Raw genomic sequence first — 25834 nt, forward strand, 5'->3', positions numbered from 1 at the left:
AGGAAAATGAGAATATCTAAAATATATAAAGCACTGCCATTACTCATGTTAGCTGTGGTGGGCTGTAGTAAGGACTTTCTGGATAGAGTGCCCAAGGATGAGATTGCCAGTGAAACATTTTGGCAGTCTGTAAGAGATACTGAATTGGCACTGAACGGATGTTATGCTTATGTAGGAGCTAGTGTATACGATGCTTATGTCGATGCTTATGCTGATAATTCCTATTGTCAGTATCCCTGGGAGAGTAAAGCGACTGTAATTAGTGCAGGAGATATAAATGCAACGATGAATGACGGTTATAACTATGAAGGTATCAGAAGGTTTAATTACTTTCTTGATAATGTAGATAAGTCTCCGACACCTGAGGATGTTAAGAAGCAGTATGTAGGAGAGGTTAAGGTTCTCAGAGCCTGGAACTACTATAATCTAGCCAAGAAATTTGGTGCAGTACCATTGATCAAAGAGTTTACATTGAACCCTGAAGATGTTGCTGTGGCTCCAGCTTCTGAGGAAGAGGTGATGAACTTTGTGATAGCAGAATTAGAGGAGGCTATCCCGAATCTTCCTGATGAAAATGAATATAAGAGTAGAATAAGCAAGGCATCAGCCTTGGTGTTAAAAGCCAGGGTACATCTTTTTAGACAAGAGTGGAATGAAGCGGCAGCGGCGGCTCAGGAAGTAATGGGAATGGGGTATCAGTTGTTTTCTGTAGCAAGCCTGTCTGATGAAGATACTCAGGACGATTATAGTACATTTGTTGATTTTGCAGATGAGGATGACAGAGAGAAGTTCTATAAAGGGTTAAGCAGTTATGAGCAATTATTCTGGGAAGCAAATGAAGGTAATGCCGAGGTAATTATGGAGGCAGAATATATAGAAGAAAGTCAATGGGAGTATTCAAGTGGTATCAATACCTTATATCTCGCTGATAACGCTGGGGGTGGATGGAGTTCGGTAACTCCTACCCAGAGTATGGTAAATGCTTATTGGGATCGTTCGGGAGAAACTTTTGTCGTGCCTACGCCGGAAGAAAGAGCTACCCGTTACAATAGCGGAAACTTCTCTGATGAGTACTTAAACGAATTTAAAAACAGAGATACCAGGTTGTATGCTTCTATCTTATATCCTGGCGCCTTGTGGGGGCATTTGGAGCCTGGTTATGTATTTAGCTGGGATAAAGGAGGTAGTAATATTTCTAAAACCGGATACAACTACAGAAAAATGGCAGACCCGAGTGAAAACGCTCAAAGCGGTCAATGGAAAGGGCCTCAAAACTTCCCGATCATGAGATATGCTGAAGTATTACTTATTTATGCTGAGGCCAAGAATGAAGTTTCCGGACCTGATGCTACCGTTTATGATGCTATCGATCTGATCAGGGAAAGAGTTGGGATGCCTGTAGTAGACAGAGACGTTTATAGCTCTAAAGATCTTTTGAGAGAAGTAATCAGAAATGAAAGAAGGATAGAGTTGGCAGGAGAAGGATTCAGATGGGATGATATGCGTAGATGGAATATAGGAAGCGAGGTTATGAATAGTATCTATAGCATAGATAACGACCTGGCTCAGCAAAGGATCTGGAATGATAAATATGTACGTCTTCCTTATCCTCAGACAGCCGTGGATAGAAATCCTAATTTACAGGACGCTCAATCTGAAAAAGGGTATTAGTAAAAGAATCTTTAGTGAATTCTTTAAAGGTCATTCCGAAAGGAATGGCCTTTTTATTTTTAAATAAAGATGAGTTTGCCAAGTGAGGATATATGAGAGCAGATTATTAGATTGTGCATGTGTAGGCCAGGTCTGTATTTAGGTGGGTGTACCGGTTTGGTAAATTCATCAGTGATGAGCGGATATGTGTTGTTTTTAAATGTTAAAAAAAGAAACTAATCGTAAGTTTTTGTATTTCAATATGGTGTTTTTAGCGCTGATTATTGTTATATTAGCAAAGAAGTTATCAATATTCTGAATCAATTAAATTTATATCGATTACGATGAAAGGTTTCAATAAGTACATTTTGTTAAATGTTTTTTTGTTGGCATTGGTTTTCTCATGCCAGCCCCATAGTGAGGAGATAGTTAGTTATATGCATGGTGTTCCAACAGTAGGGAATAGCTGGGTGGTCAATAAGCCTGAACAAAATCGTCTGATGATTACTGAGGAAGGAATTAAAAACTGGAGTGATAGAGAAGCTGTAATACGTACATATTTCAGGACAGATAGCATAGGAGAGCTTTCGGTGGCGTTATTGTGCAGGTCACAGGCAAATTCTAAGTTAAAAGTAAGTGTTGATGATCAGGTATTGAATGTAAGTTTAAACAATAGAGAGTGGGATAGTATTGCGGTAGGAACATTTAAAATAGAAAAACCGGGGTATCATCACATAGAAATTCAGGGAATACAAACAGAAGACACCGAATTCGGGGAAATCCGGAAGTTTCTTTTGGGGGGGACAGCTGTCAAAGGGGCTGTTACCTATGTTAAGGAAGATTTTTACTGGGGTAGGAGAGGACCTTCGGTGCATTTAACATATGAGGTTCCGGAAAATAAGGACATACGTTGGTTCTATAATGAGATAAGCGTTCCGGAAGGAGAAGATGTAATCGGTTCATACTTTATGGCAAATGGTTTTGGAGAAGGTTATTTCGGGATGCAGGTAAATTCAGCGACAGAACGTAGATTCCTTTTTTCGGTCTGGAGCCCGTATAATACCCAAAACCCTAAGGACATCCCGGAAGAATACAGAATTACATTATTAGGAAAAGGAGAGGGAGTGACCACAGGAGAATTTGGAAACGAAGGCTCGGGAGGACAGAGCTATAAGGTTTTTAACTGGAAGGCGGGGCACACTTACAAGTTTCTTTTAAAGGCAGAGCCCTCGGAAAACAACTCAACCGACTATACAGCTTATATCTATACACCTGAAGAAGAACAATGGAAATTAATAGCGGGTTTCAGGAGACCTAAAACAGCTACGTATATAAAAAGGCCACATTCTTTTTTGGAAAACTTCAGAACAGAGGCCGGATATGTAAGCAGAATGGGGTATTACTCAAATCAATGGGTACAAGATACTGAAGGGATATGGTACGAGCTGACCAAAGCCAGGTTTACGGCAGATGCAACAGCAAGAAAAGGATCTCGTTTAGATTATGCCGGGGGATCAGACGGTAACAGATTTTTTATGAAAAACTGCGGGTTCTTTAGCGGCCATACTCAAATCGATACCTTTCACGAAAGAGAAGCAACAGGTAATCAGCCGGAAATAGATTTTTCCGGTTTAGAAACCCCATTATTAAATTAAAGAAAACCAAGGAAGCTTATATAATTATGAGAAAAATAACTTTAACGCTGTCAAGTATTGTTCTTCTTCTGGCATGTAAAAATAAAACATCGCAAGAGGTAGTTAAACAAGAGGTGTCTAAACCAAATATCATTTATATCCTGGCCGACGATTTAGGCTATGGAGAAATAGGTGCTTACGGACAGGAAAAAATTGAAACTCCGAATATAGATGCGTTGGCAAAACAAGGTATGATGTTTACCCAGCATTATACAAGTGCCCCGGTATGTGCCCCGGCACGTTATATGCTGTTAACAGGAAAACATTCAGGGCATGCCTATATAAGAGGGAACCATGAATGGGGAGAGCGGGGTAATGTATGGAATTACCGAGAAATGGCAAAGGATTCTACCCTCGAAGGACAACTCCCAATGCCGGAGGGCACCATAACTTTTGCAAAGAAGTTGCAAGAATCAGGATATAAAACTTCGATGTATGGAAAATGGGGGCTGGGAGCTCCACATACGAATGCGATCCCTACTAAAATGGGATTTGATGAATTCTTCGGGTACAACTGCCAAAGACAAGCTCATACCTATTACCCGTTATTTTTGTATAAGAATGAAAACAGGGTACACCTGAATAACGATACCATTGCACCTAATACCCGTTTGGAAAAAGGAGCCGACCCGTATAATATAGAGAGTTATAAAAATTATACGCTCAATGAATTTAGTCCTGACTTGATGTTTGATGAAATGACTTCTTTTGTAACCAGAAATAAAGAAAACCCTTTCTTCATATATTGGGCGTCGCCTATTCCGCACGCTCCTTTACAAGCTCCGAAACACTGGGTTGATTATTATGTGAAGAAATTTGGTGATGAAGAACCGTATACAGGAAACAAAGGGTATTTTCCAAACAGATATCCACATGCAACCTATGCAGCTATGATATCATATCTCGATGAGAATATAGGGAAGCTTGTACAACAATTAAAAGAAGAAGGAATCTATGAAAATACATTAATTGTTTTTACTTCCGACAACGGGCCAACATATAACGGAGGTGTTGATCCGGAGTTTTTCGATAGTGCTAAACCTTTTAAATCTACTTACGGACATGGCAAAGGCTTTGTTAATGAGGGAGGTATCAGAGTGCCTATGATAGCCAGTTGGCCGGGTATGATCGAAACTGGTAGTAAAACAGATCACATTTCTGCACATTATGATATGTTTGTTACCTTGTCCGACCTGGTAGGGTTTGAAAATACGGAAAATGACGGAATTAGCTTTTTACCGACCCTATTGGGTAGGGATGACCAAACGGAACACCAGTTTATGTATTGGGAGTTCCCGTTGTACGACGGACAAATAGCGATAAGAATGGGGGATTGGAAAGTAATTAGAAAAAATATTAAAAACACTAAAAAGGAGGCTACACTGGAACTGTATAATCTTAAAACCGACCCGATGAGATCTGATAATGTTGCTGATCAATATCCTGAAATACTGGAGAAAGCTGCAGAAGTTTTAAAAGCCCAACATGCCACCCCTGAAGTAGAGCGGTTTGAAATACCTATGCTTGAAAACGGATTGTTGTCAAAGTAATTGTAATTAAAATATGAATTCAGGAAAAAAGATGAAAATAGTTTTTGGGATCGTTCTGGCCCTTTTCGTTATAAATGTAAAAGCTCAACACCTTAAGGTGATACCACAACCCCTGGATGTTGTTGTGACAAACAGTAACTTTAAACTGTCTCCTAAGATTAAAATCATTTCTGCAGAGGATGATTTCAATACACGATATTTGAAAAGGATTTTGGGAGCAGAGCATCAGTTGGATCTTCAGGTAAAGGAAAAAGGAAAAAAAGGAATCATTCTGAAAATTGATAAAACTCTTTCGGGAGAGCTGGGGAACGAAGGATATAAGCTTGATGTAGACAATGATAAAATTGAAATTACAGCTCCGGCTTCAACAGGAGTATTTTATGCCATCCAAACGCTCAGGCAGCTTATCGGAAAAGATAAAACTGTTGCAGGGGTGAGGATTACCGATAGCCCTCGTTTTGAGTGGCGGGCATTTATGCTCGATGAAGCGAGATATTTTAAAGGAAAGGAGCAGGTAAAGAAAATTCTTGACGAAATGGCCATGCTAAAAATGAACGTATTTCATTGGCACTTGACAGATGACCAGGGATGGAGGATCGAAATAAAGAAATACCCGAAGCTGACAGCAGTTGGAGGTTTTAGGAATAATACCCAGATTGGAGGCTGGGATAGCGAAAAGAGATCCGGAGAACCACATGGTGGATATTATACCCAGGAAGAAATAAAGGAAATTATAGCTTATGCTTCGGATAGAAATATAACCATTGTTCCGGAAATCGAAATGCCCGGTCATGCTTCAGCGGCTATTGCAGCCTATCCCTGGTTAGGAACCATAGGAGAATTAAAAGAGGTTCCGGTCGTATTCGGGAAACTTCCGGATTCATATAATGTTGCCAACCCTAAAGTGTATCAGTTTCTGGAAGATGTGCTGTTGGAAGTGATGAATTTGTTTCCCGGTAAAACAGTACATATAGGAGGTGATGAGGTTAAGTTCGATGCGTGGAAAGAAAGTGATTATGTGCAGCGCTTTATGAAGAAAAACAGTCTTAAAACCCCGACAGACCTCCAGATATTTTTTACGAACAGGATATCTAACTTTTTAGACAAACACAACCATCGTATGATGGGATGGAATGAAGTTCTGGGAGGAAACGTGCATGAATGGCAAAAAGCTGAGGATGTGGTGGCTAAAGAAAAACTGGCAGAGAATACCGTTATTCATTTTTGGAAAGGAAACCTTGATATGGTGACAGATGCAGTTACCGGTGGTTATGATATCGTAAATTCCTATCATGTGTATACGTATTTAGATTATAATTATGGATATACCCCCTTAGAAAAAGCATATGAATTTGATCCTGTTCCGGAAGGTTTAGACGAGAGGTATCACAATAAGGTGCTGGGATTAGGGTGTCAGATGTGGAGTGAATGGATCCCGACTGTCAGGAATATGGATGGAATGATTTTTCCACGCATAGCAGCGTATGCAGAAGTGGGGTGGACAGCAAAGGGACGCAAGGATTTTGATGTATTTATAGACAACCTGAATCCGATATTGAAGGCATGGAAAGAAAAAGGGATTCTTTATGCCGAAAAATATAGAAAAGCTGATTTTAAAAAATAAAAACGACGAGAATAAAGCTATGATAAAAAAGAAAGGGACAACCCTGGCAGGCTTGCTTATAGCCGGATATTTTGCTTATGCCCAGCAACTTCCAAAGAAATTGAGTCATTATATAGAGAACCCGCAAGTGATCTCCGAGAACAAAGAAGCGCCCCGTGCTACTTTTTATTCGTTCTCAACCGAAGAAAAAGCACTTGATAATAATTGGAGAACATCCGAAAATTATATCTCTTTAGACGGAACGTGGAAATTTAAATGGGTGAGAAAACCATCGGATCGTCCGCAGGATTTTATTAACCCTGAAACGAATGTTACCGGCTGGGATGATATACAGGTGCCGGGGAATTGGGAGGTAGAAGGATTTGGCGTTCCCATTTATGTGAATCATCAATACGAATTTGCCGATTACAAAGCTCCCGTTTCGGATGAAATGGAATTTGTCGACAGGATATACCCGGCTAATCCGGGTAAAGTACCAGGCGATTATAATCCTGTTGGATCGTATAGAAGAGAATTTACAATAGATGCTTCATGGACAGAAAAAGAAGTCTTTTTACACATAGGAGCCATGAAGTCCGGAGGTTTTATATGGATTAACGGTGCGTATGTCGGGTATTCGCAAGGTAGTAAATTGCCGGCTGAGTTCAATATATCAAAATATATGAAGCCGGGTAAAAATACCATCGCTATTCAGATATTCAGGTGGACCGATGGTTCGTATCTGGAATGTCAGGATTTTTGGAGGATCAGTGGGATAGAGCGAAGTGTGTATCTCTATGCGCAGCCTAAAGTCCGTGTCAAAGATGTGGAAATGATGGCTACACTCGACGAAACATATAAGAATGGTGTCTTGGACCTTTCGGTAGATATTGTTAATAATACAGAGAAGCGAAAGAAGTTGGAGGTGTCGTATAAGATTCTTGATAAATTCGGGATTTTAGTAGCTAACGATACACAACCACTTAAGATGGAAGCAGGAGAAACTACTACGATGAATTTTGCTGCGTATGTGCTCCAGGCAATGCCGTGGACAGCTGAAACACCTGATCTTTATAAGGTTATTGTTACGACGGCTGATAAGAAAGAGGGCACATTAGAGGTGACATCAAATAATGTTGGATTCAGAACTGTTGAAATTAAAAACGGCCTTTTAAAGGTAAACGGTCAAACGATCACTTTGAAAGGGGTGAATACACAGGAACATAATCCGAGAACCGGTCATGTTGTCAGTGAACAACAGATATTGAAAGACATCCGTCTATGGAAGGAAAACAATATCAATGCAGTTCGATTGAGCCACTATCCGCAATCTGAGAGGTTTTATGAGCTATGTGACCAATACGGGATTTATGTGGTCGATGAGGCCAACATAGAATCGCATGGTATGTATTATGGCAAACATTCTCTGGCAAAAAAACCAGAATGGGAAAAAGCACATATAGATCGGATGATCCGTATGGTTGAACGTGATAAAAACCATCCTTCGGTAATAATCTGGTCTATGGGGAACGAGGCAGGTAATGGAATTAATTTCTTTAATGCCTACAATGAAATAAAGGCACATGATCCGCAGAAAAGACCGGTTCAATACGAAAGAGCATATAAACCGGAAGATGGAAATCTTTTTGATATGGACACCAATACAGATATTATAGTGCCACAATACCCTTCTCCGGGAACTTTTGAGTACATAGGGACATCTAAAACCGATCGCCCGTTCATTCCAAGTGAATATGCGCATGCTATGGGGAACAGTACCGGAAACTTTCAGGATTACTGGGACATCATAGAGCAACACGATAATTTACAAGGAGGCTTTATCTGGGATTGGGTAGATCAGTCTATCTGGAAAACAAATGAAAAAGGACAGAAGTATTACGCTTATGGAGGCGACTATGGAGAAGGGATGCCTTCCGATAACAGCTTCTTGAATAATGGTATTATTTTCCCTGATAGAACTCCGCAACCTGCGCTATATGAAGTTAAAAAAGCGCATGAGTTTATTAACTTTAAACAAAAAGGAATAAACAAAGCCGATGAAATAAGAGTATTGGTTGAGAATCTTTATGATTTTATCAACCTGGAACAATTTGATATTACAGCTGAGATAAAAGCAGACGGTAAAATATTAAAAACAATCCCGATGGGAGCTGTAAATGTTGACCCTCATACGGGAAAACTGATCAGGGTACCATTAAGTGGAGTAACATATGAGCCCAATACGGAGTATTTTGTAACATTGTCTGCCACGCTTAAAAATGACTGGGGTATACTTAAAGCAGGGTATGAAGTTGCCCATGAGCAAATAGCCCTTGGCGGAAAGATTAAATGGAACAGAGCGAAACTCGAAAACAAAGGGATTGTTAAGATCGCCCAAAATAAAACTGAACTTGCCTTGTCTGGAGAAAATTTCAAGATCTTGTTTGATAAGGTTAATGGGAATATGATTTCATATGCTTATGAAGGTACAGAGCTGATAAAGGATGGTAATGGACCTAGACCTAATTTCTGGAGGGCTCCTACTGATAACGATTTCGGAAACAGAATGCAGGAAAGAAATATTGAATGGAAAAGAGCTTCTATAGAAGCAAAAGTAGAGTCGTTCGCAACAAATAAAAATAAAGATGGCTCGGTAAGTGTAGCGATTGTATATTACCTGCCGGGAGTAGAAACCACTTTTGAATCTGTGTATTCTATATCGGGAAATGGAATCGTGAAAATAGATAATGAGTTGAATACAACTGCATATGAGGCCGATATTCCAAGAATAGGTATGCGGATGCAACTGCCAAAGAAATATGATAATATGTCCTATTTCGGCAGAGGCCCCTGGGAGAACTATCAGGATAGGAAAGCTTCTGCATTTGTTGATGTGTATCAATCTGAAGTGAAAGATCAGTACGTACCTTATATTCGTCCGCAAGAGAACGGATATAAAACAGATGTACGATGGGTAAGGTTGTCTGATAATGATAATAATGGACTTTTAATTGTATCTTCAAAAGAGAATGCGAAAGATTTGGGGATAAGTGCATTGCATATGTTGAATGAAGATTTTGATGCCACTCCCGGAATATCGTATAAACAGGATAAAAAAGCGGTTGAAAAACATGCTACTAAAGATGATAACTACAGTGACGGTATGCCGGAAGTGAATGTCAGTAAGCATACCATAGATATCGTAGAAAGAGACCTGGTACAATTAAATATAGATCTCGAGCAACGCGGTGTTGCCGGAGACAATAGCTGGGGTGCCCGACCTCAGGAGAAATACCAGCTAAAAGGAAATCAGAAGCACAGATATTCTTTTTATATGGTTCCGTTTAAAGGGAAGGGTGTTTCAGAAACACTTGAAATGACAAAAAGGTATTATACTGCCGAATAAAATAAAGGTGGTATGAATATTAAAGGGAGGGCATGTTAGGTGCTCTCCCTTTTTTGTTGGCCACGAATGATATTTATCATGGTAAAATACCTGTATAAAACAGAACTTTATAAACCTTAATGGTAAAGGTTGAGGTTGAAAGTTAAGCATAAACAAATTTTATACAGATGAAAAAAGAAATTCCGGTATCACAGATAATGACAACCAGTTTGATAAATTTAAATCTGGATGATAGTTTGTATAAGGCCGAAGAGCTTTTTAAAAAATATCATATAAGGCACCTGCCTGTCATTAAAGGAAAAAAGTTAGTAGGGATCTTAAGCTATACCGATTTATTGAGGCTTGGTTATGCCGATAGTATAGATGACAATTTGGATGCAGACAATTTTGTTTACGATACTTTGTCGGTAAGGCAGGTGATGATGGGGAAGCCGGTATTCGTATCTTCCGATACTTCGATAAGGAAAGTGTCTGAAATTCTTTCAGAGAGGGAGTTCCACGCACTGCCTGTTGTAAATGAGGATAAAGATCTGGTAGGTATTATCACAACAACAGACCTTATTAAATACTATCACGGTCTGTTATATGGCGTATAGGAATCTTGTATTTAAATCGTCAGGCTTTCGATTGCTGCTTGCTCATAATATGACCTAAAATCATTTGGGCATGTATGCGTGAGTTTTCTATAAACCACAAGTGTGTATCCATGCCTCCGCAAATAACTCCAGCCAGATAGAGGTTGCTTATGTTGGTTTCCATAGTTCTCTCATCATAATGAGGGTAGTATTTTCCGTCTTTTGATAATTGAACGCCGATTTTTTCCAGGAACTTAAAGTTGGGTTTGTAACCTGTTAAAGCTATGACATAGTCGTTCTCTATCGCGACAGGCCCCTTGTCCGTGTCAATGATAATCTCCGAAAGCCTTATCTCTTTAACCTTTGCATTGTAGTATGCTTTAATGCTGCCTTCTGTAATCCGGTTTTCAATGTCTGGCCTTACCCAGTATTTAACCCGCTTTCCTATTTCAGCTCCCCTGATGATCATAGTAACGTCTGCACCTTTCCTGTAACACTCCAAAGCAGCATCTACTGCAGAATTACTGGCACCGATCACGGCAACCTTTTGCATGGCGTAAAAATGCGGATCTTTGTAATAATGAGATACCTTGGCAAGGTCTTCGCCGGGGATATCTAAAAGATTGGGGATGTCGTAGAATCCAGTTGCTACAATAATGTAATCAGATGAATAGGCCGTTTTATCTGTTGAAACATGAAATGTGCTATCTTCTTTTAAAACGGAGATGACCTTCTCGAATAGATGAATGTTTAGGTCGTTTGAGGTTACAATTCTTCTGTAGTATTCTAATGCCTCATCTCTTTTGGGTTTAGTCTCTTTACTGATAAAAGGTACCCCGCCAATTTCAAGCTTTTCGGAAGAAGAGAAAAACTGCATATTGATCGGGTAGTTAAATAGCGAATTAACGATAGGGCCTTTTTCTATAATTAAATAGGAAAGACCCTTTTTTTTAGCTTCTAAAGCACAAGCTATCCCAATAGGACCACCGCCAATAACGATGAGGTCTAAATGTTTCATAAAGAAATAACTTCCTTTAATTCTTTAATGGTCTTTATCTGATCTTCACTGCTGAATACAAAATTTCCTGCAACTAAAACATCAGCACCGGCATCAATAAGGTCTTTTGCATTGTTGGCATTAACCCCGCCATCTATCTCGATAAGGGTAGAAGCACCTTTAGATGTTATAAGTTCCTTAAGCTGTTTTACTTTGTTATAGGTGTTTTTAATAAATTTCTGTCCTCCGAACCCGGGGTTTACACTCATGATAATAACCAGGTCGATATCCTGGATAACATCAGCTAAAACAGATACATTTGTATGAGGATTCAAAGCGACACCAGCTTTCATACCTTCGGCTTTTATGGCCTGAAGTGTCCTGTGTAAATGTGTGCATGCTTCAAAATGTACAGAAAGGTTAGCTGTTCCGAGATCGGCAAATGCTTTAATGTACCTGTCAGGATCTACAATCATTAAATGTACATCCAATGGTTTTTTAGCGTGTTTGTTGATTGCGTCCAGTACCGGCATACCAAATGATATGTTGGGTACAAAAACACCGTCCATGATATCTATATGAAACCAATCCGCATCACTCTGATTAACCATTTCGATATCTCTTTGAAGGTTCGCAAAATCTGCGGCCAATAATGAAGGGGCTACTAATTTATTGTTCATTGTGTGTTGTTTATGATGCTGCAAAAATAATTATTTAACATGAGTTCGATATAAAATAAAGTTCAAAATATTGATTATACGTTTTTAAACGAAAATAGTGTTGTCTCCTCGGGCATTGGTTGAGATGAAATATATTTTCATTTCAGTAATGTTCAATAACCTGTATAGTTATTTTAGGACGGGTCATCAACATGGTTTAAGTATGGATGAAGCATACCAAAGCCATACCAAAGCCATACCAAAGGCTAGGGTAATGCATGAAACCGTAATTGTGACTTTAGTGTCCATTCGTCCGGATATGACCGATAATACCCAAAAAGGGATTTAATCGAAAATTGAATATAGAATACAGCTACAGTTTTGGCCGGTTTTGTATCATTCTGCCGTCGTTGGTATTATTGTATAAATTAAACCATTTTAGTTCATTTTACTATAATTAGATAATATTACAAGCAAAAAGTTTACTGGTTTCACAGGTAGTTTCGGTATGGTTTAAGTATGGATAAAGCATAGATAGAGTATTAGCAATAGTGTAATGATAAAAAACAGTATAATTTATTGGCACCGCCAAAGGGTATAATACCCCGAGGCTTGCCTCGAAATTAAAATTTGTTTCCGACCAATGCCTCGTGTGCTTGCACCGAGGTAGTTTACTCTTTAATGTACAGAGGTGAAAGAGGTAATTATGAGATGACATATGGATATAAAAAACTCCGGTAATCAGCCGGAGTTCATTCATCAATCAAAAAACGAACAGTTATCCCGTTATGTCGGAACTGTTGTGTCACAAAAATAGTGAATTTAAAATAAAATCACCATTTAATACTTTATCCCAGATAGGTTTTAAGAATCTTACTTCTGGATGTGTGTTTTAACCTCCTGATAGCCTTTTCTTTAATCTGACGAACCCGTTCACGGGTCAGGTCAAAGGTTTCTCCAATTTCTTCCAGAGTCATGGGGTGCTGATCACCTAAACCAAAGTATAGTCTGATAACGTCAGCCTCACGCGGTGTCAGCGTTTCCAATGCACGTTCAATCTCAGTGCGAAGAGATTCGTGTAAAAGGTCTTTGTCCGGATTTGGCGATTCACCACTACGAAGTACATCATACAGGTTAGAATCTTCACCTTCTACCAATGGTGCATCCATCGATACATGGCGACCGGAGTTTTTCATAGATTCCTTTACATCATTAACAGACATATCGAGTTCCTTTGCAATCTCTTCTGCACTTGGCATACGCTCATGTGCTTGCTCTAAGAATGCATAGGTTTTATTGATCTTGTTAATAGATCCAATTTTATTTAATGGCAATCTGACAATTCTCGATTGCTCTGCCAATGCCTGTAAAATAGATTGCCTGATCCACCATACTGCATACGAGATGAACTTAAAACCACGAGTTTCGTCAAAGCGCTGAGCAGCTTTAATAAGACCTAGATTTCCTTCATTGATCAAATCGGGTAATGTTAATCCCTGATTTTGATATTGCTTTGCCACTGAAACAACAAATCGCAAGTTTGCTTTTGTAAGTTTCTCTAAAGCTCTTTGGTCTCCTGCTTTAATACGTTGTGCTAATTCTACTTCTTCTTCTGCGGTAATTAAGTCAACCTTCCCTATTTCCTGAAGATACTTGTCTAATGAAGCAGTTTCTCTGTTAGTTACCTGCTTCGTAATTTTCAGTTGTCTCATCTATTTTACTCCCGAGTTTATTATATATAAATAGCGTGTAGATGGTTATACGTACAAAAAGGGCAAAAGGTTACACAAAAGAGAGAATTTTTTTATTTTCTTCTTTTAAACAGTAAAAACCCTGTTATTGAGAGTGTTGGGCCCGAAAATCCAATGAGGCAATACAGAAGTTTAGACAGTAACCCACCGTAATCACCAAAATGAAGCGGGTGTAGCATACTGTTGAGTTTATATAAAAGCGACTGGTCTTTTATCTTTGTAACGCTATTTACCTTTCCGGAAATTCGATCGATTCGGATATTGTTATAATATTTACTCCATATAACTGCATCGTCCTTAAAAACACCGTAAAATTTCATGGGAGCATCAAAAGAGGTCGGAACCCTGATATAGCTGGGATAAAAGTCAGCATGAGATGTCTTTAACTGTTGAAGTGTACGATCGATTGAAACAGGTATATGGTTCGGTGTGTTGATATCTTTTGGGGTTTTAAACGCATTTGTTGCTATTGTGTAGCTTATAATGGTTCCTGTAATTGCCAAAACAAAATTAAGAACCAGTGCCCAGACTCCGACAATACGGTGAATAGAAGAGTAGATGCTGCGCCTGTTCTTCTTTTTGAACCTCACCCTAAAGCAGAGTACATTTATAAGCTGTTTACGGTACAGGATAGTGCCGGTTATCAATGAACCGATAAACAATATGCCGATTATAAAAATGATGATCTTACCAGGTGTTCCTGCGTGGAGTGAATAATGAAGTTTTAAAAGCCATCTGGTAAAATGCGTGTTCGCATTAATCGTTTTCAGGATAGTTCCGTTTCCGGGATGTGCAAAAACTTTTAATCTTTTTGTATTGTTGTCCTTTCGCAGGTCAAAAACGATGGCCTCATCGATCTTATTAAAACTCGTAATTCTTGTATCCCATTCAGGATATTCCTGTAAAATATTGCGAAGAGCTGCATCAATATTTATTTCAGCTGATGGGTTTTCAACAAATAAAAAATCTCTTTCAATAGCGGTGTCTATCTCTTTATGAAATACCAGGATACTTCCGGTGATTCCCATCATCAGTATGAAGAGTCCTGAAATAAGCCCAAGCCAGGAGTGCCATTTAAGTAGTTTTTTATTTTTCATATAAAAAAAGCGCGATAAATAAATTATCGCGCTGCAAAAATAGTATTATAAAGTAAAGTTCAGGCTTAAGTTAAACCTTGTTCCGTTCCCTTTCGCATAATCCGTCGATCGTGCAGACCATTGTGATAATGGAGTGTAGTAATCTTCGTTCAATAAGTTTTCAATGCCCAGTCCGATAGTCGTGCTAGGTGTTAAGTGATAATTAGCATTGAAATTTAAGAGGTTAAAGCTTTTTACAGGACCCTGTCCATAGGCATAGCCTCCCTGATCGTTGGCATCGAACCTGTTTCTGGAGCCGTTAAAGATTGCAGAAAGCCTTGCGTCCCAAACATTGTTTTTTTTGTACTGTAAGTAGGCTGTAGTCTTTACCGGAGGAATACGGTCTCCGTTAATATAATCGTCGTACGAACCATTGTCATCAGCATCAAACTTCCCTTCGGTATATGAAAAAGATCCTCCCGTATATAAATTTTTAGCAAGATCAATGTCATAAACGAACTCGAAGCCATAAACTTTTTCAGGTTGGCGAAGGATCTGGAAAACACCATCGACTTCTTTATAACTAGATCCTAAATCGGAAGTGCTCACAAAAACAGCACCACTAAATTTCACCCTGTTAAAATCACTGTGGAATCCAAGTTCGTAATTGTTTGCAATCACGGCTTCTGAGTCTATTTGAGAAACGGTGTTTTCCTGGGCTGAACGGAGCGTCCTTCCTAAATCGGCAATCGAGAAGCTTTGAGAAAAGCTGACAAAAGGCTTGAATTCAGCAAATTCATTGTATCGTAAACCAACATTGAATGTTGGTGCATTATACTTTAATTTGCCTCCGGATACATTTACCCCTCCATTTGGGGTATCGCCTCCATAAGGATAGATGAAAATAGTCTGGTAGTCATCAATGTCTATATTGATGTTTTCATACCTGAAACCTCCTTTTAAAATGAAGTTACCTGCAATAATTGCTTTGAGCTGAATGTACGGGGCGAAGTTGCGCATGCTCATCTCAGGAACCCACGAACGACCGTCAACCAGGTTTTGAGCTGTTTTGTCACTCAGGGCATCGAGACCATAGATTAAACTTCCCTGTATGTTTTCTCCCAAAGTATAAGCAGTGTTCAGGTTTAACCTGGCGCCCAGCTTTGACGAGATTACCTGTGACTGACCGCCGTCGTATCCTTCGTCATCATTATAAAAATAATCAGAGTAGCCATAAACGGTTTTAAAGTCTTGAAAATAGACATCCAGATTAAGGTCGGTATTCATAAAAAAGTCTAAAGATGTATATTTTAACTGAGCGTTATGATTATATCTGTTACCCTGATCCACACCCAGAACTTCCCCGATTACACCGATCGTAGGAGATACACCGTATTCACCTCCCTGGGTAACGTAATTGGTGTTCTGGTTACTGCTGTAGTAGTTGTACATACCTTCAATGATATTGCGTTCGTTGAAATTGTATTGTAATTTTCCGAAAACATTATAGATGTTGGTTTCGCCTAATCCGTATCTTGGAGATAGCACTTCACCGTCGGCATCTCTGTATACCCCGGTTTGTTTAAAATTACCGCTGGCAACATAACTGATTTTGTTGGTATTTCCTGAGAACTGTTGTGATATTGAAGTCCCTATACTTTCATTGATATCTACTAATGAGCCTTCCGTGTTAAAGGTCGTCGAACTTTCAAAGCTCTTTCCTTTTTTTGCTTTCTTAGTGATGTAGTTTACGATACCTCCATCTGCGCCATTCCCATAAATGGCAGTGGCACCTTTTATAATTTCTACACGTTCGATTACATTGGGATCTATAGTGTTAATATCGCGACCTCCGTTTCTGAGAGGAGTAGATTGGGGAATCCCATCAACCATGATTAACATATTTCGCCCCCTTAAAGTCTGCCCTGTATTGCTTGTTTTGTTTGTACTGAAGGCAATCCCGGGAACATGAACCAATACATCAGAAATAGTGTTGCTTGTTTGCGTAAGTTCTTTTAATGTTGCCGAGGTGATCACAGATACTGATGAAGGCACTTCATCGATAGTTTCCCTGGAACGGTTGGCGGTTACGATGATCTCACCTAAACTTTCTGTGTTTTCATTGAGTATTACAGGAATGTGGATGTCTACATCTGTTAGTTTAATGGAATCTTCCTTAGTGATGAACCCAACTGATGAAACGATAAGCCGATAAGAACCTGAGCTGATATCATTCAATTCAAATGATCCGTCCTGTTTTGAAACTGTACCGATATTTGTTCCTTTTAAGTATACATTGGCGTATGGGATCGGGTTTTGGGATATGTCGGTTACTTTTCCGGTTATTTTATTCTGGGCAATAATAGAAGCTGAGAATAATAGTCCTAATACTGCTAAAGTGAGTTTTTTACTCATTACAGATGTTTTATTTAGATTTATTAAAAATAGGTCTGCAAAAATAGAATTGTTCTAAATAATGAGCAAGTGGTAGTGAAAATAATTTATGTCCTTTGTTAAGAAAAATGAAGTATAAAAAAAGCCCCGGAAATTTCCGGGGCTATAATTGTTTATTTGTTTTCTTCTTGTGGTTTCTTTTTATCCTGTCTTGGAGGCCTTGGTAACAAAGCCTTTCTCGATACTTTAGGTTTTTTAGTTCGGGGATCCAAGCCAAGATACTTAACTTCAATCTCATCTCCAAGATTTACATATTCAGTAACTTTTTCAACACGTTTCCAGTCTAGTTCTGAAATGTGCAGTAATGAATCTTTTCCGGGAACGAATTCCACAACAGCACCAAAATCAAGGATTTTCGTAACTTTTACGTTATAGGTTTCACCTTCCACAGGGGCGAAAGTTACATTCTGTACAGATTGGATAGCTTTGTCGATACCCTCCTGATCAACACCTAGAATCTCTACAATACCCAAGTCGCCAACTTCTTCGATTACAATTTCGGTTTTGGTTTCCTGTTGAAGCGCCTGAATGTTTTTCCCTCCAGGTCCTATAACGGCTCCGATAAATTCTTTAGGAATTTCCAGTTTTATGATTTTCGGTGCATGTGGTTTCACATGTGCTGCATGTGTAGGGATGGTATCAGTTAGTTTACCCAGGATGTGCATACGTCCGTCTTTTGCTTGCTCTAATGCTTGCTCAAGGATTTCGTAGCTTAGTCCTTTTATTTTGATATCCATCTGGCAGGCGGTAATCCCATTTTCTGTACCCGTTACTTTAAAGTCCATATCGCCCAGGTGATCTTCATCTCCTAGGATATCTGACAGTACAGCAAATTTTTCACCATCTGTAATGAGTCCCATGGCAATACCTGAAACAGGATTCTTGAGAGGAACCCCTGCATCCATGAGCGCCATAGTACCGGCACAGACGGTTGCCATTGATGATGAACCGTTTGATTCTAATACTTCCGATACAACTCTTATCGTATACGGGAAGTCGGCAGGAAGTACTTTCTTTAAGGCTCTTTGAGCAAGGTTTCCGTGTCCAACTTCACGTCTTGATGTTCCTCTGATCGGTCTTGCTTCACCTGTAGAGAAAGGAGGGAAGTTATAATGCAGATAGAATTTTTCTTCGCCTTGTTCAGTGGGAAGATCGATTACATTAACTTCTCTTGATGTTCCTAAAGTAACTGTGGCAAGCGCTTGGGTTTCACCCCTTGTAAAGACCGATGATCCGTGAGTAGATGGTAAATAATCGGTTTCGCACCAGATAGGACGGATGTCGGTAGACTTTCTGCCATCCAGACGTATGTTTTCATCAAGGATCAGGTTTCTGACAGCTTCTTTCTGGGCTTTGCCGAAATACTTTCCGATCAGGTCTCCGTTTTCTTCTAGTTCTTCTTCTGTAAAAAGACCTTCACATGCTTCTTTTACTTCAGCAAACTGCTCTCCTCTTTCGCTTTTAGAAGTATCGTTCTTTGCTATAGTATAACATTTGTCGTATGCGAAGTTGTATATCTTCTGAGCCATTTCTTCATTTTCCTTCTCAGGCTCATATTCTCTGATTTCTTTAACGCCGGCTTTTTCTGCTAAACGGTTTTGCGCTTCAATCTGAACTTTAATAGCTTCATGGGCAAATTTAATGGCTTCCGCCATTTCTTTTTCAGAAACTTCATCCATTTCACCTTCCACCATGGCAACAGAGTCTATGGTAGCACCTACCATAATGTCTATGTCGCATTCCTGAAGGTCTTCTTTGCTAGGGTTGATCACAAATTCACCGTTTAACCTACCTACTCTGACCTCAGAGATCGGACCGTCAAAAGGAATGTCGGATAAAGCGATACAGGCAGAGGCAGCCAAACCGGCTAAAGCATCGGGCATCACATTTTCGTCATGCGACATTAATTGGATCATTACCTGTGTTTCTGCATGGTAATCCTTTGGGAATAAAGGTCGAAGAACCCGGTCTACCAAACGCATTGTTAGAATTTCCTGATCACTCGGGCGGGCTTCTCTTTTTAGGAAACCACCTGGAAATCTACCTGCTGCTGCAAATTTCTCCCGGTAATCTACAGTTAACGGCAGAAAATCAATATCAGGATTAGAAGTGCGTGCAGAAACTACTGTTGCAAGCAACATAGCACCACCCATTCTGACTACTACAGAACCATCAGCCTGCTTGGCTAATTTTCCTGTTTCAATGGAAATGGATCTCCCATCCCCTAAATCAATAATCTCTTTTTTTACTTCAGGGATCATAAAATATTTTAATTAATTAAACATAGGGCGTTGTGTTGTTGTAGTTGTTGTCTTGTTCCCCAATGAAAAACTAATAATTCCAGCTTTTTTAAAATTCTTACAATATAAGAATTAAGCAGTTGATGCAAATAAAATTACGATGAAGGTAATAAAAAAAAGAGGCACGTAGCCTCTTTAAATTTACTTTCTTAATCCTAGTTCCTTAACTATCGAACGATATCTTTCGATATCTTTATTTTTTAAATAGTCTAGTAAACTTCTTCTTTTACCTACTAATTTAACAAGAGAACGCTCTGTGTTAAAATCTTTACGATTTTTCTTGAGGTGTTCAGTTAAATGACTGATTCTATGTGTGAACAATGCGATTTGTCCTTCAGTAGAACCTGTGTTGGTTTCAGCACCACCGTGCTTTTTAAAGATCTCTGCTTTTACTTCTTTAGTTAAATACATTCCAATATTATTTAAATGATTTTTATGTATCCCATAACAGACTTTCTGTTACAGGCCGCAAATATAGAAATATTTTTGCTAAACTGACTTCTTTTAAAGAATTAAATGATAAGTAAGGGTGTCGGGAGTATGCGCTTGTGTGTCAGTTGATTGTACGATTGTATATGCGACAGGCAGGGGAGCATAAAAAAAAGCCCCGCTTAGCGGGACTTGTTTATGCTCTGTAAGGTTGATTTGTAACCAGATCGATGTACAAGTTAACCCTGTCTTTTAAATCTCTACGATGAACTATAAAGTCCAGAAATCCGTGTTCTAAAACAAATTCAGCAGTTTGAAAGCCGTCCGGAAGGTCCTTGCCGGTAGCTTCTTTAACAACCCTGGGTCCCGCAAATCCTATCAGTGCACCGGGTTCGGCGATGTTGATATCACCCAGCATGGCGTAAGATGCTGTGGTACCTCCTGTGGTTGGATCTGTACAAAGTGAAATATAAGGTATTTTAGCTTCTGCCAATTGTGCCAGTTTAGCCGATGTTTTAGCAAGCTGCATCAGTGAAAGGGCAGCTTCCATCATACGGGCACCGCCAGATTTGGAGATCATCATAAAAGGGATTTTGTTCTTTAATGAATAATCTATAGCTCTGGCAATCTTTTCTCCGACAACACTACCCATCGAACCACCGATAAAAGCAAAATCCATACAGGCGATAACAAGTTTTTCCCCTTTTGATTTTCCAACCGCAGTTCTGACGGCATCTTTTAATCCGGTTTTTTCCTGAGCTTGTTTTAAGCGATCTGTATACTTTTTTGTGTCCTCGAATTTAAGAGGATCCTTAGAAGTCAGGTTCGGATCGAGCTCTTTGTATTTGTTGTCATCAAAAAGAATCGAAAAATATTCATTACTTCCAATTCTAACATGGTAGTCATCTTCCGGACTTACATAAAAGTTATTGGCAAGCTCCTCCGCTTCAACGATCTTTCCGGTTGGGGACTTGTACCATAATCCTTTAGGCGTGTCTTTTTTTTCTTCGGTTTTGGTTTGAATACCTTTTTCTTTTCTTTTAAACCAAGCCATTAGTGTCTGTTTTAGTATTTAGTAAGTTAACAGCCTTCAGCCAGTAATACTGTCGAGGCTGTTAACAATGTGTTTTTTGTTATAACGTGTTCACGTTATTAAGGTCTTCGAATGCCTTCTTTAATCTAGTGATAAAGGTCTTCTCACCTTCACGTAACCACACTCTTGGATCGTAATGCTTTTTGTTTGGAGCATCATCCCCTTCCGGATTACCGATCTGAGCCTGCAAATATGCAGATTTATTTTGAATGTAATCTCTAACGCCTTCTAAAAATGCATACTGTAAATCTGTATCGATATTCATTTTAACGACACCATACCCGATAGATTCCCTGATCTCTTCTAACGAAGACCCGGAACCTCCATGGAATACATAGTCTATAGTATTATGAGGGACTCCGTATTTTTTAGAAATATATTCTTGAGAATCCTTTAAGATAGTCGGTTTAAGTTTTACGTTTCCGGGCTTGTAAACTCCGTGTACATTACCAAAAGCAGCTGCAATCGTAAAGCGAGGGCTAACTTTCATTAACTCTTCATAAGCGTATGCCACTTCTTCGGGCTGTGTATATAGTCTGGACTCATCAACATCAGAATTGTTCACACCATCTTCTTCACCACCGGTAATTCCAAGCTCTATTTCAAGGGTCATTCCCATTTTGCTCATACGTGCCAGATATGCTTTGCAAACCTCGATATTCTCTTCAATAGGTTCTTCAGATAAATCGATCATATGCGAGCTGAACAGAGGTTTTCCGGTTTCTTCAAAATGTTTTTCACTGGCCTCCAGCATACCGTCAATCCACGGTAACAGTTTTTTAGCACAGTGGTCTGTATGAAGAATTACAGTTGCTCCGTATAATTCAGCCAATTCATGTACATGTTTTGCACCGGCAACGGCACCGGCAACAGCTGATTTCTGATCTTCGTTTGACAGGCCTTTTCCGGCATTGAACTGAGCACCGCCGTTCGAAAACTGGATAATAACGGGCGAGTTGATAGTTGCAGCCGTTTCCAAGACAGCATTTATGGTATCAGTGCCAATCACATTCACTGCGGGCAGGGCAAACCCTTTTTCTTTGGCATAGTTAAAAATCTCTTGTACTTCGTCTCCTGTTGCTACACCCGGTTTGATGTTGTGACTCATAATTTAAAATGATTTATTATTTCGTTTTGTGTTGAAAGGCAAAAGTAATAAAAACATGGTTTAGAAAGGATAATTTATTCCAATATTCAAAACGGCATTACGGAAGTTATATTCGTTAAACCATCTTTTGTCTTTCTCTAAAGCAGGGTTATATGTTTTAAACCCTGTGTCTAATCTTATTACAAAGAAACTAAAATCGTAGCGAACTCCGAAACCGGAGCCTACCGCCAGTTCTGAAAGCGAATCAAAGCCTTCAAAAATTCGTTTTTCATCCTGGATATCATCAAATACGTTCCAGATATTTCCCGAGTCTATAAAAAGCGCTCCTTTCAGATCGCCGAGAATGTCAAAACGATATTCTAAGTTGAAGGATATCTTGAAGTTAGCTTCATTGTAGTCGTTTAAATTGTCTGTTCTCCCGGGGCCTAATGAATATGCCTGCCAGGCCCTGTTATCGTTAGAACCACCTGCAAAGTAGCTACGTATAAAAGGAATGTTACCTGAGTTTCCGTATGGAACGGCTATGCCTGTAAAAGCACGAAAAGCCAGGGTGTTGTCTTTAAAAACACGCCAGTGTTTTATAAAATCGAATTCGGTTTTAACATACTGAGAATATGGTACTCCAAATACAAGCTTGGTGCCTTTTTCATCCTTGTCGAACGGGAAAACAGATGAAATCCCTGACAAAAGATTTCCTGCCAGTTCAATTTTGGTTCTAAATTGATAGAAATTGTTATCGGTATAACTCTTCCTGTTGTTTCTGGTATATGTGTAGTTGGTGGCGAAGATTAGATTGTCGGTAGTTAACCGTTCTTCTTGTTCAATAATGCTGTTGAACTCTTCGCGGTTTTCCTGGCTGTTGAGCGAAATAGTGCCGTCTTCTACAGCGTTGATAAATGCGTTTGTTCCTTCCGGGATGATTAACTGGGGGCTATCGGTATCGGGCTCAAAGTAGTCCGGATGTTGATTTTCGAACGGAGAGGCGATATCGTTTAGCCTGTTATAGCTGTTTCTGTAAACCAGATAATACCGTTCCGGGTTTATGTTTTTAACAAACTGAATATTGATGAGCTCAACGATGCTTTTTTTAAAGTTAGACGGACTCCACGAATAACGTAGTAAGGTGTTTAGACTTTGCTTGTCGAGCCCTATGTTTTTCTGTGTAGTGATCCCTGCCGATAAACGTGTGTTTGGGTTCATGTATTTCGGAACTCGCTTGTCGGTATTGAAAGGTAACAGGAACCGGGGAAAATTTAAATTGATATCGGCACCTAATTCCAGAATGTTAAAAAAAGGATCGTCTTCATTTCTTAACTCACGGGAGGATCCGATGGTTCCTTTAAGAGCTAATTCTAGTGTTTCAGCACCCCTGAATACATTTCTGCTCAAAAGCGATGTACCGAAAGACATTCCGATATCCTGAATGTTTGAATGTGAAATATCTGTGTTGAGTCCGAGTGAGAATTTAGGCCTGGAACTTATGTAGATATTAGAATTTAGTGCTGAGTCTGAATTTTCCGCATACGTATAATCAACTGTAGGGTACCTGAAGTTTTTCAGGTTGCTTATTTGTTTGTATGTAAGTGTCCTGTCGTTGTCTTTGTATATATCTCCGGGTGTAATAGCAACAGCGTCCGTAAGGGACTTGGGTTTGTACCGAAGCTCATCTTTATAGTAAATGGTATATCCGTTGTAGTTTATAGTGTCTGTATAGTCGCTGGTATTGGTATCGGTGAAAATGTTTACATTATTGATGCTGTGTACTTTGTAAGGAATTTCTTTGAGAGAGTCTCCGATACGTTCGTAAGCATTATCAATAATAATAGTTGTGGGCATTTTATAGTCTTTGTTGGCTTCAACGGTATCTCTTTGGATGTCGTACGAGATAGAAGTTCTCTGAAAACGATATATCCCGGAATTTAAATAAAGGTCGTTCAGGCGTTCTCTCTCTGCATTAAAGTTGTTAAGGTTGAATTGGTCGCCGTCATTTATCAATGATTCTTTTTTGTGAGCTTCGTAGATGGAATCCAACACATCCGATACAATATCGGTTTTTAATGAGTCAATCATAAAAGGTTTTCCCGTATCGATCTTATAGACAATTTCTGCCCGTTTGTTTTTTTGTCCGCTGGTATCGATTTTATAGGAAGTGGTATTGTTGAAGTATCCAAAGTTATAAGCATAACTGCTCAGTCTTTCAGTAGATCTTTTAGCTTTATCCTTATCGATGATAACAGGGGCTTCTCCGGAATTTCTGAGCCAGTTATTGAAGCCCATTTTATATTCGGTCCATCTGATCAACTGCTTTTCAGACAAGAACTTTTTCCAGAAACGGCTGGAGTCAAGTTGTCTTTGTAATCGCTCCAGATATATCGAATCGGAATTCTCTTTTGCAAGATTATAGATATGAAGTCTTAAAGGATTATTTGGTTTTTGCGAAATGAGTCCGTCAAGATCTTCGTTTTTTATTTTCTTGTCGTTAATATAGATAGTGTTTTTAGAGAGCAGCAGCTCATCATCTTCAACACGCTTCACTGCATTACATGAAGAAATCAGGAATATTATCAAGAATACCGTTATTTTTGAAAAAAAGTTTCTCAAGCAGATATTAATTTTGTTTTGGTTTCTTTGCCCTGTGTTTTTCGATAAATAAATCAACGGTAAAAAATGTGATTTGGATATTATATAGTGGCAAATTTGCAAATTATTTTCAATAGTCAAGTGCTTTTAACAGCTTAAAATACATTATTTAAATGGTTACTAAAAATGAAATAAAGCTCGTGAAGAGTTTACAGCAAAAAAAGTACCGAACTTTACATGGCTTGTTCGCAGTAGAAGGGATTAAAGCAGTGAATGAGTTTTTAAACTCTGATTTTAAGTTGAAGAAGCTTTTTGTTACCGATGAGAATCTTTTGCAGGCGGATAAAGAAAAGGTTACGGTCGTTAAAAATACTGACCTGGTAAAAATGAGTATGCTCAAAAACCCTAATAAAGCGTTGGCACTTTTTGAAATAAGGGCTGATACGGGTTTGGTAGCGGACGAAGGCTTGGTTGTGGCTTTGGATGATGTGAGGGACCCGGGGAATCTTGGAACGATCATTCGATTGTGTGATTGGTTTGGGATAAAAACCCTGATTTGTAGTGAAAATACGGTCGACTGTTACAACTCTAAAGTGGTGCAGGCAACCATGGGCTCTTTAACACGTGTGAAAATTATTTATACAGACCTGGTGAAATACATAGAGAAATCGGCTTTGCCTGTGTATGTGGCCGATATGGGAGGAGATAATGTATATACAGCTGTTCTTCCTGAAGGAGGGGTTCTTGTAATGGGGAACGAAGCGAATGGTGTTTCGGATGCTGTCATGAAGACAGTGACAAACACGATCGCAATTCCGCAGTTTGGAAGCTTTCAGGAAACGGAAAGCCTGAATGTGGCAACCGCTACCGCGATCTTGCTAAGTGAATTTAAACGCAGGGTTTAACTAA

The 25834-nt window shown here is 39.2% G+C and carries 18 protein-coding genes; 8 read left to right on the forward strand and 10 right to left on the reverse strand.

Translation table 11 applies throughout. The features are described from left to right. Positions 1–6 precede the first annotated feature (6 nt). From MQE36_RS09365 to MQE36_RS09390, 6 genes are all read left to right on the forward strand, one after another. Complete coding sequence (locus tag MQE36_RS09365) at positions 7–1671, forward strand: RagB/SusD family nutrient uptake outer membrane protein (protein ID WP_242935720.1); 1665 nt, start codon at positions 7–9, stop codon at positions 1669–1671. Between the two features lie 323 nt (positions 1672–1994). Beyond that, the gene (locus tag MQE36_RS09370; protein ID WP_242935721.1) at positions 1995–3305 is read left to right on the forward strand and encodes a DUF3472 domain-containing protein; all 1311 of its coding nucleotides are present in this window, start codon (positions 1995–1997) and stop codon (positions 3303–3305) included. Between the two features lie 26 nt (positions 3306–3331). After that, positions 3332–4894 (forward strand): arylsulfatase, encoded by a 1563-nt coding sequence (locus MQE36_RS09375; RefSeq protein WP_242935722.1) that lies wholly within the window; start codon positions 3332–3334, stop codon positions 4892–4894. Between the two features lie 31 nt (positions 4895–4925). Beyond that, positions 4926–6518 (forward strand): beta-N-acetylhexosaminidase, encoded by a 1593-nt coding sequence (locus MQE36_RS09380; RefSeq protein ID WP_242935723.1) that lies wholly within the window; start codon positions 4926–4928, stop codon positions 6516–6518. Further along, positions 6481–9903: a glycoside hydrolase family 2 TIM barrel-domain containing protein gene (locus MQE36_RS09385; RefSeq protein ID WP_242935724.1), complete on the forward strand. Its 3423-nt coding sequence runs from the start codon at positions 6481–6483 to the stop codon at positions 9901–9903. The genes MQE36_RS09380 and MQE36_RS09385 overlap by 38 nt, the downstream gene beginning before the upstream one ends. 167 nt (positions 9904–10070) lie before the next feature. Next, complete coding sequence (locus tag MQE36_RS09390; RefSeq protein WP_242935725.1) at positions 10071–10499, forward strand: CBS domain-containing protein; 429 nt, start codon at positions 10071–10073, stop codon at positions 10497–10499. A 19-nt stretch (positions 10500–10518) separates the two neighbouring features. Here the strand turns inward: MQE36_RS09390 and MQE36_RS09395 are convergent, their stop codons facing one another. Beyond that, positions 10519–11496 (reverse strand): YpdA family putative bacillithiol disulfide reductase, encoded by a 978-nt coding sequence (locus MQE36_RS09395; protein WP_242935726.1) that lies wholly within the window; start codon positions 11494–11496, stop codon positions 10519–10521. Continuing rightward, the gene (gene rpe, locus MQE36_RS09400; protein WP_242935727.1) at positions 11493–12155 is read right to left on the reverse strand and encodes a ribulose-phosphate 3-epimerase; all 663 of its coding nucleotides are present in this window, start codon (positions 12153–12155) and stop codon (positions 11493–11495) included. The genes MQE36_RS09395 and rpe overlap by 4 nt, the downstream gene beginning before the upstream one ends. Positions 12156–12357: 202 nt before the next feature. Here rpe and MQE36_RS16980 point away from each other — a divergent pair, with 202 nt between their 5' ends. After that, positions 12358–12483, forward strand: coding sequence for a hypothetical protein (locus MQE36_RS16980; RefSeq protein ID WP_278286557.1), 126 nt, complete (start codon positions 12358–12360; stop codon positions 12481–12483). 499 nt (positions 12484–12982) lie between these two features. Here MQE36_RS16980 and MQE36_RS09405 read toward each other — a convergent pair whose 3' ends face one another. The 8 genes from MQE36_RS09405 to tamL all read right to left on the reverse strand — a co-directional run bounded on the left by MQE36_RS09405 (position 12983) and on the right by tamL (position 24946). Next, positions 12983–13846, reverse strand: a complete 864-nt coding sequence (locus MQE36_RS09405) for a sigma-70 family RNA polymerase sigma factor (RefSeq protein WP_038266105.1) — start codon at positions 13844–13846, stop codon at positions 12983–12985. Positions 13847–13938: 92 nt separating this feature from the next. Continuing rightward, positions 13939–14982 (reverse strand): PepSY-associated TM helix domain-containing protein, encoded by a 1044-nt coding sequence (locus MQE36_RS09410; RefSeq protein ID WP_242935728.1) that lies wholly within the window; start codon positions 14980–14982, stop codon positions 13939–13941. A 45-nt stretch (positions 14983–15027) separates the two neighbouring features. Next, complete coding sequence (locus MQE36_RS16985; protein WP_278286558.1) at positions 15028–17376, reverse strand: TonB-dependent receptor; 2349 nt, start codon at positions 17374–17376, stop codon at positions 15028–15030. 152 nt (positions 17377–17528) lie between these two features. Further along, a complete protein-coding gene (locus MQE36_RS09425; RefSeq protein WP_242935729.1) occupies positions 17529–19676 on the reverse strand; it encodes a polyribonucleotide nucleotidyltransferase in 2148 nt (715 codons plus the stop codon). A 180-nt stretch (positions 19677–19856) separates the two neighbouring features. After that, positions 19857–20126: a 30S ribosomal protein S15 gene (gene rpsO / locus MQE36_RS09430; protein ID WP_242935730.1), complete on the reverse strand. Its 270-nt coding sequence runs from the start codon at positions 20124–20126 to the stop codon at positions 19857–19859. A 214-nt stretch (positions 20127–20340) separates the two neighbouring features. Beyond that, complete coding sequence (gene accD / locus MQE36_RS09435) at positions 20341–21198, reverse strand: acetyl-CoA carboxylase, carboxyltransferase subunit beta (RefSeq protein WP_242935731.1); 858 nt, start codon at positions 21196–21198, stop codon at positions 20341–20343. 79 nt (positions 21199–21277) lie between these two features. Then, positions 21278–22345 carry a class II fructose-bisphosphate aldolase gene (fbaA, locus tag MQE36_RS09440; protein ID WP_242935732.1) on the reverse strand — a complete coding sequence of 356 codons (1068 nt, stop codon included), beginning with the start codon at positions 22343–22345 and terminating at the stop codon, positions 21278–21280. Between the two features lie 60 nt (positions 22346–22405). After that, positions 22406–24946: a translocation and assembly module lipoprotein TamL gene (tamL, locus tag MQE36_RS09445; protein ID WP_242935733.1), complete on the reverse strand. Its 2541-nt coding sequence runs from the start codon at positions 24944–24946 to the stop codon at positions 22406–22408. 152 nt (positions 24947–25098) lie between these two features. Here tamL and MQE36_RS09450 point away from each other — a divergent pair, with 152 nt between their 5' ends. Beyond that, entirely contained in the window at positions 25099–25830 is a 732-nt protein-coding gene (locus MQE36_RS09450) for a TrmH family RNA methyltransferase (protein ID WP_242935734.1), read from the forward strand. Positions 25831–25834: the final 4 nt, after the last annotated feature.

Origin of the sequence: Zhouia spongiae, assembly GCF_022760175.1 — a bacterium.
Lineage (GTDB): Bacteria > Bacteroidota > Bacteroidia > Flavobacteriales > Flavobacteriaceae > Zhouia > Zhouia spongiae.